Source organism: Streptomyces sp. NPDC001339, assembly GCF_042895955.1.
Lineage (GTDB): Bacteria > Actinomycetota > Actinomycetes > Streptomycetales > Streptomycetaceae > Streptomyces.
Genome location: NZ_JBIAWT010000002.1, coordinates 70442 through 86501 on the forward strand (window position 1 = coordinate 70442; position 16060 = coordinate 86501).

Sequence of the window (16060 nt, forward strand, 5' to 3'; positions counted from 1 at the left end):
GGGGTGCACGTGATCCCCTGCGTGCGCGCAGTGGCTCTGGACGCCACATCTACGTTGACAGCGACGGGACTTACGAAGATCTCCCGTGTCAAGCGTGCGGTCAGCCCTACAGTGGCCCGAAGCCGACGAGGAGGGGTGGACATGGCCGACGATGAGGAGAAGTACTGGGTCAGCCCCGAGTACGAGAATGTTCTTAAGTACTACGTCGGGCAGATGCAAGAGACAGCCAAACGGCGCGGTCTCGTTCCGTGCAACAACTGCCATGGTTTGCGCGTCATCGTGGTGCTCAACCCGGAGACCAAGGAGCCGTTCAACGCTCCCTGCTCCCAGTGCAACGCAGGCGGAAGCTGAGCCGCCCGAACTGCCTCCCGGGCCACCCCGAATCATCTCCGGGCGGGGCGCTCTCCGACAACGTGGGAGGTCAACCAAGAAGCGCATTGGTGCAGTCTTCGGCCAGTTCCTCGGCGTGCGGGGGCAGCGGTTCGCCGGCGCGTAGATGGCGGCGCACAAGCGACAGGGGGAGGTCGATGATCGCGAGGGACACCCGCTCCAGGGCCAGCCTGCCGTGTACGCCCAGTGCCCCGGCCAGGGCCGCCACGGCCGCCCGGACCTGCATGTTCCCCTCGTCGGCCCGGTGCAGATGGTCGTCCGACCAGTCGTCCCGGCCGAATTCGTGCGCCCCGTACAGGAGCAGCGCCGCTTCCTGGGGGTGCGCCCGGCTCCACGCCACGACGTGCCGGGACGCCGCCCGCCCGCCGGCTCGCGGGTCGTCCGAGGACTCCAGCGCCTCGAAGTAACCCTCCTGGAAATGCTCGACGGTACGCAGCCACACCTCGGCGAGCAGCGCCGTCCGGCCGGCGAAGCGGTGGTAGAGCGAGCCGCTGGGCGCACCGACGGCCGCCGCGACCGCGGACATGGTGACGCCGGAGGGGCCGTGCTCGGCGGCCAGCTGCACGGCGGCATCGAGGAGTTGTGTCATATCGAATCGGGGTGGCCTGGCCATGTTCTGGAGGGTACTCTCCACTATATTAGAGGGGAATCTCTAGAACTCCTCTGGAGTACGGCCGGGCGTGTCCGGACGCACGCTGCGCGTGCCTGTCGGGCATGTCTCCGGATCTCCGGAGCGAGGCGGAAGGGTTGCGTCATGGGTGTGTACAACGTCCACGAACGGGTGCTGCCGGTGCCCGAGGCCGAGGCCGGCCTGCTGATCGACGGCCTGTCCGGCCGGGACGACCGCCTCTGGCCGGGCGGCCACTGGCCCCCGATGCTGCTCGACGGGCCGCTGGCGCCGGGCACCGCCGGCGGCCACGGCTCCTGGGTCCGCTACACCGTGGCGGCCTACGTCCCGGGCCGGTGGGTCCGGTTCACCTTCAGCGGACCGCGCGGCTTCGACGGCTTCCACGAGTACACCGTCCACCCGCTCGGCCCGGACCGCACGCTGCTGCGCCACACCCTGGCCATGCGTGCCCGCGGTACGGCCCGGCTCACCTGGCCGCTGGCCTTCCGGCACTTCCACGACGCGGTCCTGGAGGACAGCCTGGACCGCGCCGAACGCGTCTGCACGGGCACCGTCGCCCGGCCGGCCCGATGGAACCGTTACGTCCGCCTGCTGCGCCGCCTCGCCCGGTGAACGTTGCCCGTGGGGGCACCGGATCGCCGCGCCTCAGCGCCGGATCCGCCGCAGCGTCAGGAAGCCGAAGGCGGCGCACGCGAGCATCAGCGGAACCACCAGCAGCCACCCGGAGAAGGCCAGCACCGCCGTCGTCAGCAGGGAGCTCGCCAGTACGCCGCACCACAGGGGAGTGCGGCGCGGCAGCAGTACCAGCGCGGCGGCCAGGCCGGCGAGGGTCACCGCCGCCAGACAGGTGGCGGTGACCCTCATCAGGGTGTCCAGACCGGCGCCGCTGAAGCCGGCCGCCGTCCCGGCCACCAGCGCCGCCCCGCCCAGCACCGCGAGCGAACGCCGCGGCACCTGGCCCGGTGTACCGCCCTTGGCCAGCCAGCGCGGCCCCGCCCCGTCCCGGCCGAGCGCGGCACCGAGCCGGGAGGCCCCCGCCAGGCACGAGTTGACCGCGCCGAAGGTGAGGAAGAGCGCGGCCGCGGCGGCCACCGGGCGCGCGGCGGGCCCCGCGCTCCGGGCCAGCAGCTCGGTCAGCGGGGTGTCGGTATCGGCCGCGGACGGGCCCAGCACACCGATCGTGACCACCGCGAGCCCCAGATAGAGCACGCTGATCACGGCAAGCGTACGGCGCGTCACCCGTGGCAGATCCCGTGCCGGGTCGGCGAATTCCCCCGACAGATGACTGGCCGACTCCCAGCCGGCGAACGCGAAGAACAGCACCGAGGCCGCCGAACCGACCGCGGACCAGCCGCCGGGCATGAACGGAGTGAAGTGCTCCGCGGACACCTGAGGGGCGGCGGCCAGCACCGCGCACAGCAGCACCGCCGCCAGCAGGCCGACGAGCAGCAGCTGCACCCGCCCCGACATCCGCAGTCCCACCGCGTTGGCGGCCAGCGACCCGGCCAGCACCACCGCGGCGACGACGGCCGCCCCCGTATCGCCCCAGCCGGTCGCCTCGGCCACGTACTTCCCGCCGATCCAGGCGGCCGACACCACGGCGAGCGGCGCCGCCCCGTAGAACCACCAGCCCACCACGGCCGCGGCCCGCGGCCCGATCGCCCGGTGGACGTAGGTGGCCACACCGCCGCCATCGGGGAACCGCGCGCCGAGCGCCGCGAACGAGGCGGCCACCGGTACACACATGGCCAGCAGTACCACCCAGGCCAGGATCGAGGCGGGCCCGGCCGCGGCCGCGGCCAGCGACGGCAGGGTCAGGACGCCGGGGCCGAGCACCGCACCGGCATACAGTGCGGTCCCGCTGCCGACGCCGAGGCCGGGCCGCCGCACATCCGCCCGTTCAGGGGCGGCAAGGGTTGTCTCTTGTACGGTCACATCCGCAGAACGTAACGGGACAGTTGATCAAAAAGATCTCTGGCCGAACGAAATTCGGATCTTGCGTCACGATGGGGCCCATGGACGACATTGATTCGGCGATAGTCGGCGAACTGCAGCGCGATGCACGGCAGACCAACCGCGAGCTGGCCCGCACACTCGGCATCGCACCCTCCACCTGCCTGGAGCGGGTCCGTGCCCTGCGCGCCCGTGGTGTGATCACCGGGTACCGCGCCACGGTGGACCTGCGCACCCTCAACCGCCCGGTACAGGCGCTGCTCGCGATCCGCATCCGGCCCATGGGCCGCGAGGTCATCGAGCGCTTCAAGACATTCCTGACCTCGCTGCCGGAGGTGCTCAGCGTCTATGTCGTCGCGGGCGGCGACGACTTCCTGGTCCATGTGGCCGTCCCGGACGTCGACCGGCTGCACGCGCTCCTCATGGACCAGATCTTCCAACGCCGCGAAGTCGTCGACTGCCGCAGCTCGTTCATCTACCAGCACGTGACCAACGCCGTCATCGAGCCGCTGCCACCGAACGGCCCCTGACGGCGCACTGCCGGGGTACGGGTGCGGTACGGCGGAAGCCCGCCCCCGGTATGAGTCGGGGAGCGGGCTCCGCGGAGTGTGCGGCCCGGTCAGGGCTACGAGCCGGCCTTGCTCACCGCTTTGTAGTAGGTGACCGCGAAGCTCTCGCACAGGGTTTTCCGGGCGCCGCTGTACTTGTTGCAGACGTCGAACATGTCCTGTGCGAACCTCAGGTCTATCCGCTTCTTGTACTTCTGGTTGAAGATGTGCTGCTTCTTGAAGTTGCGGTATCCGAAGTCATGCCGCTGGCAGGCCGGAAGGAAGTTGAAACCGCTCGGCTTGTCCGGTGCCCAACTGCAGCCGTCGGAGGACCAGTCGATTCCCTTGTTCTCCCACTCCCGAATCTTCCGGGAGTGCTGAAAGGCGCTCATGGACCCGGTCACGAGCCCATTGATTTTTACCAGGACTTCAGGCGACGCGGCAGCGGCGGGCCGGGCGTCCGCGGCAGCTGCTTCACCGGCCGTGGCCAATCCCCCCGACGTGGCGACAAGTATCAACGCAGCGGCAGACATCAGCTGTTTCCGCACTGGAATTCCCCCTACTGAACTCGTTCGGCGCATCAATTCGCCGAACCGGTGTGGATCAAGAATCCCGTAAGCTCGCGGGAGAGTCGTTAGCACACGGTCCACAAGTTCCTTAGCGGTGAGTCCGATACCTGGGAAGAAGCGGCCTGGCGGAGGGACTGGTGCCGGTGCTCCTTGGGCGTGGTGCCGTAGGCGGCGCGGTGGGCGCGGCTGAAGTCGGCTGCCCGGGGGAATCCCCAGCGTGCGGCGATCGCGTGGATGGGGAGGGTGCGGAGCGCCGGGTCGGCGAGGTCGCGGCGGGCCGCCTCCAGGCGCAGGCGGCGGATCCACAGGGCGACCGTGGCGTCCTCGTCCTGGAAGAGGTGGTGCAGGTAGCTGGTGGAGATGTGGTGCGCCGCGGCGATGCTGCCGGGGGTGAGCCGCGGGTCGTGCAGGTGCTCCCGGATGAACGCCTGGATGCGGAGGGTGAGGGCCCGTCGGTGGGTCTCAGGGGGAAGGCAGGCACCGGCTTCGAGCAGGTGGGCGAAGAGCGCGGCGACCAGGTCGGTCACGAGGGCGGCCAGCCGCGGCCGGTCGGAGGGCCGGTACGCGGCCGGGTCCGCGATCAGCTGGGTGAGGAACCCCGCCAGCAGGGCACCCATTCCTTCCCGGGCCGACACCGGCGCCCCGACGATCCGGCGGGCCATGTCACGAGGCAGCGGCAGCAGGGCCTTGGGCACCTCCAGCGCCACGGTCCGGACCGGATCCCCGGCGCTGTGCACATCGTTCGGCAGCGAGGACGAGCTGATGAACACGTCATGCTGCTTGTACGCGGTCTCCCGGTGCTTCCACACACCCGCCCCGCCCCCGCGGACGACGACGGACAGATGGTAGACCTCGGGGTCGGACTGCCGGATCAGCTTCGGCGTGCGCCGGAAGACCAGCGACTGGAACGAAGCCCGCCATACGGTGACCGCCCCGAGGTCCAGCACCCGCTGGGAAGCCCGGAAGTCGACGGCGTGGTCGCTGCGCAGCTCCATGGGCGCATGCGTACGGCCCAACAGCTCGGCCCAGTAGTCGAATCGGTCCGCCGCGGGCACATCCGCACTCCGGAACACCATCTCGTCCAGCAACTGTCTCCCCCTTGTTCTGCAACCGCTGGTCAAGCGGTTCACTCACGGGGGTGGTGACGGTGCTGCTGAACGCCTCGGTTCCCCTGCCGGGTCAGGCGCGGCTTCGCGCGGCGCGGCGGCGGGCCGCGACGAAGAGCAGCGCGGAGCCTGTGGCGAGGACGGCGGCGCCGCCGACCGCAAGGGCTGCGGTGGAGGAGTCCCCGCCGGTCCGGGCGAGGCTTTCGCCTTGCGCGGCAGGGGCGTTGGCGGGCCTCACCGGTGTGGACTCCGCCTGCGCGTGCTTCCCCTCCGGAGCGCCCCCGTGGCCGTGGCTGGGTCCGTTTCCGTGGTGGTCGCCGCCCCGGCCGTGGTGGTGGTCCACCGTCGACCGGTCGGCCCCCTTGGTGATCTGCTCCTCCGTGGGTGCCCCCGCGGCCGGCGCCGGGGCCTGATCCTTCTTGGTCTTCTCGGCCGTCTTGCCGCCCATGTCGACGTCCGAGCAGGTGTAGAACGCCTCCGGGCTGTCCGAGCGCTGCCAGATGCTGTAGATCAGGTGCCGGCCGGACCGCTCGGGTACCTTCCCGTCGAAGACGTACTCCCCGCCCTTGAGCGCCGGGTCGGTGACCTTCGCGAATGGCTCCGGCTCCAGGTCGGACCACTTCAGCGGCTTGGCCGGGTCGTAGCCTTCCTTGGTGATGTACAGCTCGAAGGAGCCCTTGTGCGGGGCGGTGGCCCGGTAGCGGAACGTGTGGTGGCCGGCCCGCATCGCGGACGACGGCCAGTCGGCGCGCGGCAGGTCCAGGCCCTTGTACGTGGTGTCGCCGGCGCTGCAGAGCTTGCCGTCCGGGATCCTCTCCTTCGACTTCCCGCCGGCGTTGCCGTCCCGTACCCCGTTCCAGTCGTAGAGCGCCTGCGTCCCGCCGACCCGCACGGCGGCCTTGCACGCCGCGGACTTCGGGTTCTCCGGCCCCTCCGCGAAACAGGCCGAGACCCGGCTGACCGGGTCCGACATCGAACCGTGCGCGACGGCAGGGCTCGCGGTGAGCGCGGTCAGCGCGAGCGGGGCGATACCGGTCAGAGCGATCCTGGTGGCCTTACGACGCACGCTCATCGTGGGGGTCTCCTCCATCAGTTGCCAGTGCCGACTTGCGCCCCGCACGCTAGCCCCGCCGACCTGCGGTTCTGAGCCGTGAACGGCGATCGGAGCGATCTTTATGCCGGGCTTAAGGCGGCCTTGAGCGAGGGCACAGGAAGAACCGGAAGACCGGCCCGGGGCCGTTTCCGGATGAGCGCTAGCCGACCGTGTCCCGCCCCAACTCCCGTACGTACCGCCATTCGTCGCCGAGCGGCCGGTAGCCGAAGGCCTGGTTGATCGCCAGCATCGGGGCGTTGGCCGCGTCGTTGCCGGTGAAGGCGTCGGTGCAGCCGGCGTCGCGGGCGCGGTGGAGTGAGGCGGTCTTGGCCAGCCGGGCCAGGCCCCGGCCGCGGAAGGCGCGACGGGTGCCGGTCATGGCCGACGTATAGCGGCCCCGGCCGTCGGTCGCGGCCAGGGTGAAGGAGACGACCTCACCGTCGAGGGTCACCACCGACGTCAGGTCCAGGTCCATGAGCGGGTGTTCCCAGGTGTGCCGCAGCCAGTCCTCGTACGTCGTGGCGTCGGCCGGGACATCACCCGGTTCGTCGGCGGCGGCCTCGGCCTCCACCGCGTACAGCGGCCGCGGATCTGCGTCCAGGTCCGTGCCGGTGAGCAGCCGGACGCCGGGCGGCAGCGGGGAGGGCAGCGGCGGCAGGACGGCCGCCGTGAGGTCGAGCCGGAGGATGCGGCCCGCGCGGGTGCGGCGGTAGCCGTGGCGCTCCGCGAAGGAGCGCGACCGGGGGTCGTCGTCGGCCCAGGCGTAGAGGTGGGTCGCGCCGGCCGCGGCGAGGTGCTCCTCGGCCGCGGCGAGCAGGGCGTGGCCGACGCCGTGGCCCCGGTGGTCCGGATGGACCCGCGGGGTGGCCTCGGCCTGGCCCGGGACGCTGCTGTCGTGCAGCAGCGACGCGCGGAGAGCGCCGACGACCCTGCCGTCCCGCTCGGCGACGAACAGCCGCCGGCGCTGCGCCGCGGCGGCGGTGGAGATCTCCCAGGCGACGCCCTGCGGAGTGGCGAGCAGATGAGGCACGGCGAGCCGCCGCACATCGGCGACGGCCTTGGCGTCGGCGGGGCGGAAGTCGCGCACGGTGAGTGTCATAACGGCGGACGGTACGCGCCGGAGGTCCCCGTCTGCCGCTGCTTTTCCGTGGGTCGCCTTCCGGGGAGGGCGGCGTCCGTGCCGCTTTCCGTACCGCGGTGTGCGAGTGACTCATTCCGGACGGTCGCCGCAAGTTTGAGTGGCCTGTACATCTATGTCGGCGTACGGTGAGCGGGCGGGGTGATCGAGCGGGCCGTCGCCGTACCGCGGCCGCCCGCCGGCAGAGGGAAGGAGCCGCGAAGATGTGCGGAATCACCGGATGGATCTCCTACGACAACGACCTGACGACCCAGCGCCCCACGCTCGACGCGATGACCGGGACCATGGCCTGCCGCGGCCCCGACGCCGGCGGCGTCTGGCTCGACACCCACGCCGGGTTCGGCCACCGCCGGCTCGCCGTCATCGACATCGAGGGCGGAAAGCAGCCGATGACCGTCGAACGCGACGGCCGCACCCAGATCGTCACCACCTACAGCGGCGAGGTCTACAACTACCGCGAGCTCCGCGCCGAACTGGAGCGGCTCGGCCACACGTTCCGCACCAGCAGCGACACCGAAGTGGTGCTGCACGCCTACCTCCAGTGGGGCGACGCGTTCGCCGAGCGCCTCAACGGCATGTACGCCTTCGCCCTCTGGGACCCCCGTACCGAAGAACTCCTCCTGGTCCGCGACCGGATGGGCATCAAGCCGCTCTACTACCACCCCACCCCCGACGGAGTGCTGTTCGGCTCCGAACCCAAGGCGATCCTCGCCCACCCCTCCGTACGCCCCGTCGTCGACGCCGAGGGCCTCGCCGAGCTGATCACCTTCACCAAGACCCCCGGTCACGCCGTCTACAAGGGCATGCACGAGGTCCGCCCCGGCCATCTGGTCCGGGTGAACCGCGGCGGACTGACCGTCAAGCGCTACTGGGCCCTGGAGGCCCGCGAGCACACCGACGACCTCGACACCACCGTCGCCCGCATACGTGAGCTGCTCGACGACATCGTCGCCCGCCAGCTGATCGCCGACGTGCCGCTGTGCACCCTGCTCTCCGGCGGCCTCGACTCGTCCGCCATCACCGCGCTCTCCGCCAAGGCGCTCGCCGCCCAGGGCGCCGGCCCGGTGCGCTCGTTCGCCGTCGACTTCACCGGCTACACCGAGAACTTCACCCCCGACGACCTCCGCGGTACCCCCGACGGACCCTACGCCCACGCCCTGGCCGAACACGTCGGCTCCGAGCACCGTGACATCGTCCTGGACACCGCCGCGCTCATGGACCCCGGCCATCGCGCCGCGGTCATCGCCGCCCGCGACCTGCCCAACGGCTTCGGCGACGGCGACACCTCCCTCTACCTGCTGTTCAAAGCCGTCCGCGAACAGTCCACGGTCGCCCTCTCCGGCGAGTCCGCCGACGAGATCTTCGGCGGCTACCGCTGGTTCCACGACCCCGCGGCCGTCGGCGCCGACACCTTCCCCTGGGTCGCCGCCGGCCTCGCCAGCACCTTCACCGGCGGCCACGCCACCCGCGAGGGGCTCCTGGACACCGGCCTCCTCGGCAAACTCGACCTGCCCGGCTACGAGGCCCGCCGCTACCGCGAGGCGCTCACCGAAGTGCCCTACCTCGACAGCGACGCCGGCCACCAGCGGCGGATGCGCGAGGTCAGCTACCTCCACCTGACCCGCTTCGTCCAGATCCTGCTCGACCGCAAGGACCGCGCCAGCATGGCCGTCGGGCTGGAGGTCCGGGTCCCGTTCTGCGATCACCGCCTCGTCGAGTACGTCTTCAACACCCCCTGGTCGATGAAGACCTTCGACGGCCGGGAGAAGTCGCTGCTGCGCGCCGCCACCCGCGACGTCCTGCCCGACCTGGTCGCCGACCGCGTGAAGAGCCCCTACCCCGCCACCCAGGACCCGCGCTACAACGAGGCGCTGCGCGCCGGGCTGCGGGAGGTGGCCGCCGACCGGGACGCCCCCGTCCGGCCCCTGCTGGACGGCGCCGCCCTCACGGAAGCCACCGCCGACGGCGCGGCCGACGACATCCGCCCGGGCGCCGAACTGGTCCTCGGGATGAACACCTGGCTGCGGACCACGGGCACCACCCTGGAACTGTGACACCGGTGACACCGGAACGGTGACGCCGGGTACCCGAGGTACCTGACACCGGGTACCCGGGTACCTGTCATCGGCGGCGCTCCTGGCGCACAATGGATGCGACAAAGCATGCGCACCTCGCCTCACCTCACGCACAGCACAGCACAGCACCAGGAGCGCCCCGTGTCCCCGCACGCCCCCACCCCCGCCGTCGTCGGCCTCACCATCGATCCGGCGTCCGCCGTCGCACCGTTCGAGCAGGTCCGCACCCAGATCGCGGACCGGGCCAGGGACGGCGGCCTGCCGGTCGGCTACCGGCTCCCCACCGTCCGCGGCCTCGCCGAGGACCTCGGCCTGGCCCCCAACACCGTCGCCAAGGCCTACCGCGCCCTGGAGACCGACGGCGTGATCGAGACCCGCGGCCGCAACGGCAGCTTCATCGCCGCGGCCGGCGACGCCGCCGACAAGGAAGGCGCCGCGGCCGCCGAGGCCTACGCCCGCCGCGTCCGGCGACTCGGCCTCGACCACCGCGCCGCCCTCGCCGCCGTACAGGACGCCCTGCGCGCCACGTACGGCGACGACTGAGAAGCCCGACGGAAAGACCTGACGTCAAGACTCGACGTCAAAGCCCGACGCCAAGGCCCGACGGAAAGGCCCTCGCCCATGCCCAGCCGACAGGCCCTCGTCCGCCGCCCCGGCCCCCGTCTGGCCGAGGGCCTGGTCACCCATATCGACCGGCGCCCCGTCGACCCCGGCCTCGCCCTCCGCCAGTGGGAGACCTACGCAGGGACACTGCGCGACCACGGCTGGCACACCGCCGAAGTGGCCCCCGCCGACGACTGCCCCGACGCGGTCTTCGTCGAGGACACCATGGTCATGTTCCGCAACGTCGCCCTGCTCGCCCGCCCCGGTGCCGGGCAGCGCCGCCCCGAGATACCCGCCGCCCGTGCCGCCGCCGAAGCCCTCGGCTGCTCCGTCAACGAGATACGCCCGCCCGGCACCCTCGACGGCGGCGACATCCTCAAGGTCGGCGACACCGTCTACGTCGGCCGCGGCGGCCGCACCAACGCCGACGGAGTACGCCAGCTCCGCGCCGCTTTCGAACCGCTGGGCGCCCGCGTGACGGCCGTACCGGTCACCCGCGTCCTGCACCTCAAATCCGCCGTGACCGCGCTCCCGGACGGCACCGTCATCGGCTACCCGCCCCTGGTCGACGACCCGGCCGTCTTCCCCCGCTTCCGGCCCGTCCCCGAGGAGTCCGGCGCCCATGTCGTCCTGCTCGGCGGCGGCAGACTGCTGATGGCGGCCGGCGCTCCGCGCAGCGCGGAGCTCTTCACCGAACTCGGCTACGAGCCGGTCGTGGTGGACATCAGCGAGTTCGAGAAACTGGAGGGCTGCGTCACCTGCCTGTCCGTACGCCTCCGCGAGCTGTATGCGTAACGGGCCGACGGCGCCCGCCTCTACACCTGCAGACGCAGCGACTTCACCCCGTTGATGAAGTTCGAGACGAGGTGCTGCGGCGGGGCGGCGAGCGACAGGGCGGGCAGCAGGCGCGTGGTCTCCTCGTAGAACAGGCGGAGTTGGAGGCGGGCGAGGTGGGCGCCCAGGCAGATGTGCGGGCCGTCGCCGAACGAGACATGGGGGTTGGGGGTGCGGGACAGGTCCAGCCGGTGCGGGGCGGTGAAGACCCGCTCGTCGTGGTTCGCCGAGCCGTGGAAGACGACCACCTTGTCGCCGGCCGCGATCGGGCGGCCGGCCAGTTCGGTGTCGTACGCCGCGGTCCGGCGGAAGCTGAGCACCGGCGGATGCCGGCGCAGCAGCTCCTCCACGCACGGGCCCAGGTCCGCCGTTCCGGCCAGTACCCCCGCGCGCAGCGTCCGGTACGCGGCCGGATGACGGGCGAGTGCCAGCAGACCACCGGGGGCCGCGCTGCGGACCGTGTCGTTCCCCGCGATGGTGAGCAGGAAGAAGAACATCTCCAGCTCGGGCACGGTCAGTTCGGGGTCGTGCGCGAGCACCGTCATGATGTCGTCGGCCGGATGGCGGCGCTTGTGGGCGGCCAGCTCACGGGCGAAGCCGAACATGTCCCGCAGCATGGCGGGGGAGCGCGGGTCGGCGGGCCGGCCGTCCGGGCCGGACACCGGGGGGCCGGCCTCGTCCGGGTCCTGGTAGCCGATCACCCGCCGGGTCCACTCCAGGAGCAGCCCGCGTTCACCGGCCGGCACCCCGAGCAGATCGGCCAGGTTGAGCAGGGCGTAGTCGTCGGTGACGGTGGCGACGACATCGCACTCGCCACCACCGTCACCGCCACCGGCGCGGGCCGCGCCGACCGCCGCCGTCAGCAGGCCGCGGGCCCGCTCGCGGACGACGGTGCCGAAGCGGCCGACCCGGCCCGGGGTGAACGCCCGGCTCACCACGCGGCGCAGCCGCCCATGCCCCGGGGGATCCTGATTGAGCATCATCCGGCGGAGGAACGGCAGGTCGGCCGGGTCGGGATCACGGATCTGGGTGGCACCCAGGCAGGAGGAGAAGGTACGGGAGTCCTTCAGGACCCGCACCACGTCGCGGTGGCGGGTGACCGCCCAGAACCCGGGGCCGGCCGGCCAGCCCAGCACCTCGGGCTCGTCCTGCCAGGCCACCGGGTGGTGGTCGCGCAGCCGGCGGTACGCGGCGTGCGGCAGGCCGTGGGCGTAGCCGCGGGGGTCGAAGACGTCCGGTACGGGCGATGACCGCACCGGCGGCGTCAGAGGTCCGGCCCCTCCGGGCTGCTGGACCGGAGAGGCCGGACGTTCCGGGGGCACCGTCATGCGGTGTCCGGGCCGCCGCCGTCGCCGCGCAGGAAGTCCTCGACAACCCGGAGCAGCTCCAGCGGGGTCTCGTCCATGGCATAGTGCCCGGCCGACGGCAGCTCGACCAGGCGGCTCTCCGCGTACCACTGCATCCAGGTCTGCCGCGCCAGTTCGGCCGACAGGGCGGGGTCCAGCGTTCCGGTCACCGCCAGCGCCGGTACCGCCGATCCCGCGACCTCGTCGGCGAACCCCTCGGTGGCCCAGGAGTCCAGCCAGGCACGGAACGCCTTGGGGTCGCTGCACTCCATCGACCGGCGCACCATCCGGTCCAGCCAGGCGGCGGGCCGCCGGCCGCCCGTGGTGAGGTCGATGATGGTCCGCCGGTTCTCCGGGGTGTGCGCCGCGGCGGAGAACAGCTCCCACTGCTCGGGCGGCAGCGGCAGGCCGGACGCGGGCACCGGCGAGATCCCGACCAGGCGCCGGACGCGGTGCGGTGCCGTGGCCAGCACCCGCTGGACGACGCTGCCGCCCATCGAATGCCCGACCGCCGAGAACCGGTCCCAGCCCAGCCGGTCGGCGAGTGCCAGCACATCGGCCGCCCCCTCGGCGGTGGTGTATGCGCCGCCCGCCTCCTTCGCCTCGCCGTAGCCGCGGAGGTCGACCAGCGCGTACTGGAACGCCTCCCGGTCGAGGTCCGGAACGATCGGGTCGTAGGCGGACCGGTCGGCGAACCAGCCGTGGACGGCGACGACCTTGTGCGGCCCCGTGCCGTGCAGGGTGTGGGGCAGGACGAACGTCACGCGCACTCCAGAGTTTCTCGAGGGGGGACGGCCAGAGAGGTCGAGGTGACGGGGGATCAGGACCGGTGGAACGACTGCCGACATGGGCCGCGGGAAGCGGTGCCGCCTGTCGACCACATTGACCGTAACCTCCCCGACACGCAAGAGCGCCACGGCCGCCGGGCCGGTGACACTGAGGGCGTCGGCCGATAGGGTCCGGCCCGCGAGGGGCAGGGATCCGGGCATGACCGTGCTCGTCGGAACGTCCGGCTGGCAGTACAAGGACTGGCGGGGGCTCCTCTACCCCGAGGACCGGCCGCAGCGGCTCTGGCTGGAGGAGTACGCGCGGCGGTTCGCCACCGTCGAGAGCAACGCCGCCTTCTACCGCCTGCCCGAGGAGAAGACCTTCGCCGACTGGCGGGACCGGACCCCCGAAGGGTTTGTGATGGCCGTCAAGGCCAGCCGCTATCTGACCCACATCAAGCGGCTGCGCGATCCGCAGGAGCCGGTCCGGCGGCTGCTGTCGCACGCCGCCGCCCTCGGGCCCCGGCTCGGCCCCGTCCTGCTCCAGCTGCCGCCCACGCTGCACGCGGACGCCGGTCTGCTGGACGACTGCCTCGCCTGCTTCCCGAGCGGTACGCGGGTCGCCGTCGAGCCCCGGCACGGCTCGTGGTGGACGGCGGAGATCCGCACCGTGCTGGAGCGGCGGGGCGCCGCGCTGTGCTGGGCGGACCAGCGGGCGAGGCCGGTGACGCCGCTCTGGCGGACCGCCGACTGGGGGTATCTGCGCTTCCACGAGGGCCGCGCGGAACCCTGGCCGCGCTACGGCAGGCAGGCGCTGACCACCTGGGCGCGGCGGATCGCCGACACCTGGCCGGACCGGGCCGACGTCTACACGTACTTCAACAACGACCCGGGCGGGGCGGCCGTCCTCGACGCGGCCGCCTTCGCCCGCGCCGTCTCGGCCGCGGGCCGCTCCGTGACCCGTACGCCGTCCGCGCGCGGGGCCGCGTCCTGAGGTCCCGTCATCCCGCGGTCGAAGCGCACCCCTGAACGGGCGGGGCGCCCACAGACGGCGCAATGGCGGTGGTGTGTGCCGGGTGTTCGGACACTGAGGGCGATGTGTCCGCCGGCCGGAAGGAGCCGGGTCCGTGGAGCCGCCGACCGGAACCGCGCTGACCGTGATCATGGTGGGGCTGACGGTGGTCACCGGTGTCCTGGACGCGGTCGGCTTCCTGGCGCTCGGTCACGTCTTCACCGGCAACCAGACCGGCAATCTGCTCCTCCTGGGCTTCGGGATCGCCGGGCAGGGCGGCCTGCCGGTGGCGGCGCCGGTGGTCTCGCTCGCTGCCTTCGCCCTGGGCGCGGCCCTGGGGGCCCGGCTGGAGTCGTCGCTGGCCCGGCGCCGGCGGCCGTGGTTCCCGTCGGCGCTGGTGGCGGAGGCGGCGCTGCTGGCCGGGGCGGCGACCGCCGCCTGGGAGCCGGGTGTCGCCCGTGGGCTGCCGCCGGGCCGGCGTGCTGCCGCGATCGGGCTGATGGCGGCGGCGATGGGCGTGCGGAATGTCACCGCTCTCCGGGCCGCCGCTCCGGACCTCCCCACCACCGTGGCGACTCGGGTGATGACGTCGCTGATCGGCGGGTCGCCGCTGGGGCACGACGAGCGGCTGGGGTACGGCACCCGTGCCGGGGGGCGTCGACTGGCCTCGGTGGGTGCGATGTTCGCCGGCGGTCTCGTCGGGGCCGTGCTGATCGGTCTGGGCACCCGTCCGATGCTGGTGCTCCTGCTGGTGGCGGCTTTTGTGGCGGCCACCGCGCTGGTCGTGTCCGGCCTCACCCGCCGCCGTGCGGCCACCGCGGACTGACGCTCCGCCAGGTGGGGCGTACGGCCTCGTGGCGCGATGACCGGGCGGTGAACGGCCGTCCGTGCCGGGGGACTCGACGTGAACTGCGGAATGACTTTTGGCATGGACACTTCCGGCGGCTCGACTGGCTTGCTACGACAGATGTGGCAGAGATCCTGCTAAGGGAGGTTTCATGAGACTGTCCCGATTCGCGGCCCTGACGTCCGCCTTTCTCGTCACCTCGGCACTCGCGCTCACCGGCGCGAGCGCCGCCGCGTCCGCCCAACTCCCCACCGCAACCGGCTATGTGGCACTAGGCGACTCGTACTCCTCGGGCGTCGGGGCCGGCAGCTACGACAGCGACAGCGGCTCCTGCAAGCGCAGCGCCAAGGCCTATCCGGCCCTCTGGGCCGCCGACAACTCCCCCTCGTCCTTCTCCTTCACCGCCTGTTCGGGGGCCCGAACGGGTGATGTGCTGAACAATCAGCTCGGGCCGCTCAACGGCACCACCGGTCTGGTCAGCATCACCATCGGCGGCAACGACGCCGGCTTCGGCGACGCCATGAAGACCTGCGCCCTCCAGGGCGAGAGCGCCTGCCTGGCCCGGGTCGCCGAAGCCCGGAAGTACATCACCACCACCCTGCCCGGCCGGCTCGACACCGTGTACGGCGCCATCACCGGGAAGGCCCCGGCCGCCCGTGTGGTGGTCCTGGGCTACCCACGCCTCTACCAGCTGGGCGGCAGCTGTGCCGCCGGCCTCTCCGAGAAGTCCCGGGCCGCGCTCAACGCCGCCGCCGACGACATCAACGACGTCACGGCCAAACGCGCCGCCGACCACGGCTTCGGCTTCGCCGATGTCACCCGCACCTTCACCGGTCACGAGCTCTGCTCCGGCAGCCCGTGGCTGCACAGTGTGACCATCCCCGTCGACGAGTCCTACCACCCCACCGCCGCCGGCCAGTCGGGCGGCTATCTGCCGGTGCTCGGCTCCGCTGCGTGACGAACCGCGCACCGCGCGCGGAGGGGAGACGGTGAGATCCCGGTCTCTCCTCCGCGCACTCCGGCGCCCCGTCAGGCGCCTCGCACGCCTCCCGGAGCCTCCCGACGGTCACTCAACTCGCCCTGGTAAACGGCCCGTAGATGACATTCCGTATGGTGTCCGTCAACGTCACAGCGAGGCAGGTGATTCCGCT

The 16060-nt window shown here is 72.1% G+C and carries 17 protein-coding genes; 9 read left to right on the forward strand and 8 right to left on the reverse strand.

Annotated features, from left to right (window positions below):
- Positions 1-141: 141 nt before the first annotated feature.
- Entirely contained in the window at positions 142-351 is a 210-nt protein-coding gene (locus tag ACFY12_RS05500) for a hypothetical protein (RefSeq protein WP_390714434.1), read from the forward strand.
- Positions 352-421: 70 nt separating this feature from the next.
- Here ACFY12_RS05500 and ACFY12_RS05505 read toward each other — a convergent pair whose 3' ends face one another.
- Complete coding sequence (locus tag ACFY12_RS05505) at positions 422-1003, reverse strand: TetR/AcrR family transcriptional regulator (protein ID WP_390714435.1); 582 nt, start codon at positions 1001-1003, stop codon at positions 422-424.
- Positions 1004-1144: 141 nt separating this feature from the next.
- Between ACFY12_RS05505 and ACFY12_RS05510 the strand changes: the two genes are divergently transcribed.
- Complete coding sequence (locus ACFY12_RS05510) at positions 1145-1630, forward strand: SRPBCC family protein (RefSeq protein ID WP_390714436.1); 486 nt, start codon at positions 1145-1147, stop codon at positions 1628-1630.
- Positions 1631-1663: 33 nt separating this feature from the next.
- Here the strand turns inward: ACFY12_RS05510 and ACFY12_RS05515 are convergent, their stop codons facing one another.
- Positions 1664-2953, reverse strand: coding sequence for an APC family permease (locus ACFY12_RS05515; RefSeq protein WP_390714437.1), 1290 nt, complete (start codon positions 2951-2953; stop codon positions 1664-1666).
- 80 nt (positions 2954-3033) lie between these two features.
- Here ACFY12_RS05515 and ACFY12_RS05520 point away from each other — a divergent pair, with 80 nt between their 5' ends.
- Positions 3034-3501 (forward strand): Lrp/AsnC family transcriptional regulator, encoded by a 468-nt coding sequence (locus ACFY12_RS05520; RefSeq protein WP_390714438.1) that lies wholly within the window; start codon positions 3034-3036, stop codon positions 3499-3501.
- A gap of 95 nt (positions 3502-3596) precedes the next feature.
- Here the strand turns inward: ACFY12_RS05520 and ACFY12_RS05525 are convergent, their stop codons facing one another.
- The 4 genes from ACFY12_RS05525 to ACFY12_RS05540 form a co-directional block, all read right to left on the reverse strand.
- Positions 3597-3923: a phospholipase gene (locus tag ACFY12_RS05525; protein WP_390714439.1), complete on the reverse strand. Its 327-nt coding sequence runs from the start codon at positions 3921-3923 to the stop codon at positions 3597-3599.
- 230 nt (positions 3924-4153) lie between these two features.
- Complete coding sequence (locus ACFY12_RS05530) at positions 4154-5176, reverse strand: helix-turn-helix domain-containing protein (protein WP_390714440.1); 1023 nt, start codon at positions 5174-5176, stop codon at positions 4154-4156.
- A gap of 91 nt (positions 5177-5267) precedes the next feature.
- The gene (locus ACFY12_RS05535; RefSeq protein WP_390714441.1) at positions 5268-6266 is read right to left on the reverse strand and encodes a lytic polysaccharide monooxygenase; all 999 of its coding nucleotides are present in this window, start codon (positions 6264-6266) and stop codon (positions 5268-5270) included.
- Between the two features lie 181 nt (positions 6267-6447).
- Entirely contained in the window at positions 6448-7386 is a 939-nt protein-coding gene (locus ACFY12_RS05540; RefSeq protein ID WP_390714442.1) for a GNAT family N-acetyltransferase, read from the reverse strand.
- Between the two features lie 242 nt (positions 7387-7628).
- Here ACFY12_RS05540 and asnB point away from each other — a divergent pair, with 242 nt between their 5' ends.
- The 3 genes from asnB to ddaH all read left to right on the forward strand — a co-directional run bounded on the left by asnB (position 7629) and on the right by ddaH (position 10898).
- Positions 7629-9479, forward strand: coding sequence for an asparagine synthase (glutamine-hydrolyzing) (asnB, locus tag ACFY12_RS05545; protein ID WP_390714443.1), 1851 nt, complete (start codon positions 7629-7631; stop codon positions 9477-9479).
- 108 nt (positions 9480-9587) lie between these two features.
- Positions 9588-10043 carry a GntR family transcriptional regulator gene (locus ACFY12_RS05550; protein ID WP_390714444.1) on the forward strand — a complete coding sequence of 152 codons (456 nt, stop codon included), beginning with the start codon at positions 9588-9590 and terminating at the stop codon, positions 10041-10043.
- A gap of 78 nt (positions 10044-10121) precedes the next feature.
- A complete protein-coding gene (gene ddaH / locus ACFY12_RS05555; protein WP_390714445.1) occupies positions 10122-10898 on the forward strand; it encodes a dimethylargininase in 777 nt (258 codons plus the stop codon).
- Positions 10899-10918: 20 nt separating this feature from the next.
- Here the strand turns inward: ddaH and ACFY12_RS05560 are convergent, their stop codons facing one another.
- Both ACFY12_RS05560 and ACFY12_RS05565 read right to left on the reverse strand, forming a co-directional pair.
- Positions 10919-12193, reverse strand: coding sequence for a cytochrome P450 (locus ACFY12_RS05560; RefSeq protein ID WP_390714446.1), 1275 nt, complete (start codon positions 12191-12193; stop codon positions 10919-10921).
- Positions 12194-12261: 68 nt separating this feature from the next.
- The gene (locus ACFY12_RS05565) at positions 12262-13047 is read right to left on the reverse strand and encodes an alpha/beta fold hydrolase (protein ID WP_390714447.1); all 786 of its coding nucleotides are present in this window, start codon (positions 13045-13047) and stop codon (positions 12262-12264) included.
- Positions 13048-13270: 223 nt separating this feature from the next.
- Here ACFY12_RS05565 and ACFY12_RS05570 point away from each other — a divergent pair, with 223 nt between their 5' ends.
- The 3 genes from ACFY12_RS05570 to ACFY12_RS05580 all read left to right on the forward strand — a co-directional run bounded on the left by ACFY12_RS05570 (position 13271) and on the right by ACFY12_RS05580 (position 15867).
- On the forward strand, positions 13271-14044 hold the full coding sequence (locus ACFY12_RS05570; protein WP_390714448.1) for a DUF72 domain-containing protein: 774 nt from the start codon (positions 13271-13273) through the stop codon (positions 14042-14044).
- A 133-nt stretch (positions 14045-14177) separates the two neighbouring features.
- Positions 14178-14888, forward strand: a complete 711-nt coding sequence (locus ACFY12_RS05575; protein ID WP_390714449.1) for a YoaK family protein — start codon at positions 14178-14180, stop codon at positions 14886-14888.
- A gap of 172 nt (positions 14889-15060) precedes the next feature.
- On the forward strand, positions 15061-15867 hold the full coding sequence (locus ACFY12_RS05580; RefSeq protein WP_390714450.1) for an SGNH/GDSL hydrolase family protein: 807 nt from the start codon (positions 15061-15063) through the stop codon (positions 15865-15867).
- Positions 15868-16060: the final 193 nt, after the last annotated feature.